Below are 909 nucleotides of genomic sequence, written 5' to 3'. Positions count from 1 at the left end.
TTATGACAAGAAAAATTGTGCTATTTTTATAACTTACAATAAAAAGCCCGATGCTCAAACTTTGGCATACCAAGATCAATTTATAAATCAGTCTATTATTAACATGTATTCAAAATACCCACGGAATTTAGAAAGCAAAGAGATTCAAAATTTTAAGGATAAAGAAATTACTTTTCATTTATTTGTGAAAAAATCAGATGATGACGGTAAAAGTTTTATCTATCTTGGTACTTGTCAGCCTCAAGTTGACTCTTTTAGAGAAAAAGCAATGAAGAGAGTAGATAAGAAAAATAATGCTAAAACAGTTAAAGTTGTTTCGATGAACTTAAAGTTAACGACTCCGGTCGATATTAATACGTATTATATGCTGACGAAGATTAAGTATTAGAATGTTAAAACATCAGCATAATGTCTCTATTACAGCGTATTTTCATTTTTTCGCAAAAAAATAGAAAAAACACTTGCATTTTATCTGCATATCTATTAATATTAAATACGTTGTGATTGAGAGATCACCTAAGAGATCAGGTTTTGAAAGAAAGTTAAAAAAGGACTTGACTTTTAAAACTTGATTCGGTAGTATAATTAGGTACTCTTCATTAAGAGACATGACCCGTTGGTCAAGTGGTTAAGACACGGCCCTTTCACGGCCGTAACATGGGTTCAAATCCCGTACGGGTCATTTGCCAGTTTAATATTTTTTGGCATTAAGCTAATGGAGGATTACCCAAGTGGCTTAAGGGGACGGTTTTGAAAACCGTTAGGCGGTTCTGCCGCGCGTGGGTTCAAATCCCACATCCTCCTTAATTTATTATCGCGGGATGGAGCAGTCTGGTAGCTCGTCGGGCTCATAACCCGAAGGTCGTTGGTTCAAATCCAGCTCCCGCAATTTGGTCCATTGGAGCAGTG

The 909-nt window shown here is 35.8% G+C and carries 1 protein-coding gene and 3 tRNA genes; all 4 read left to right on the top strand.

The genetic code is table 11. The annotated features are described in order from the left end of the window. A partial coding sequence (locus WS44_RS09600; protein ID WP_288145747.1) for a DUF3427 domain-containing protein occupies positions 1-388 on the top strand: 388 nt, incomplete at its 5' end. Positions 389-610: 222 nt separating this feature from the next. Then, a tRNA-Glu gene (locus tag WS44_RS09595) sits at positions 611-682 on the top strand. A 35-nt stretch (positions 683-717) separates the two neighbouring features. Further along, positions 718-804, top strand: a tRNA-Ser gene (locus WS44_RS09590). An 11-nt stretch (positions 805-815) separates the two neighbouring features. Beyond that, positions 816-889: transfer RNA gene (locus WS44_RS09585), tRNA-Met, on the top strand. Positions 890-909 lie beyond the last annotated feature (20 nt).

The organism is Lactobacillus sp. N54.MGS-719, from assembly GCF_000980505.1.
GTDB classification, from domain to species: Bacteria; Bacillota; Bacilli; order Lactobacillales; family Lactobacillaceae; genus Lactobacillus; species Lactobacillus amylovorus.
Note: the sequence above shows the minus strand (reverse complement) of the source record. Positions and strands in the feature narration are given on the sequence as shown.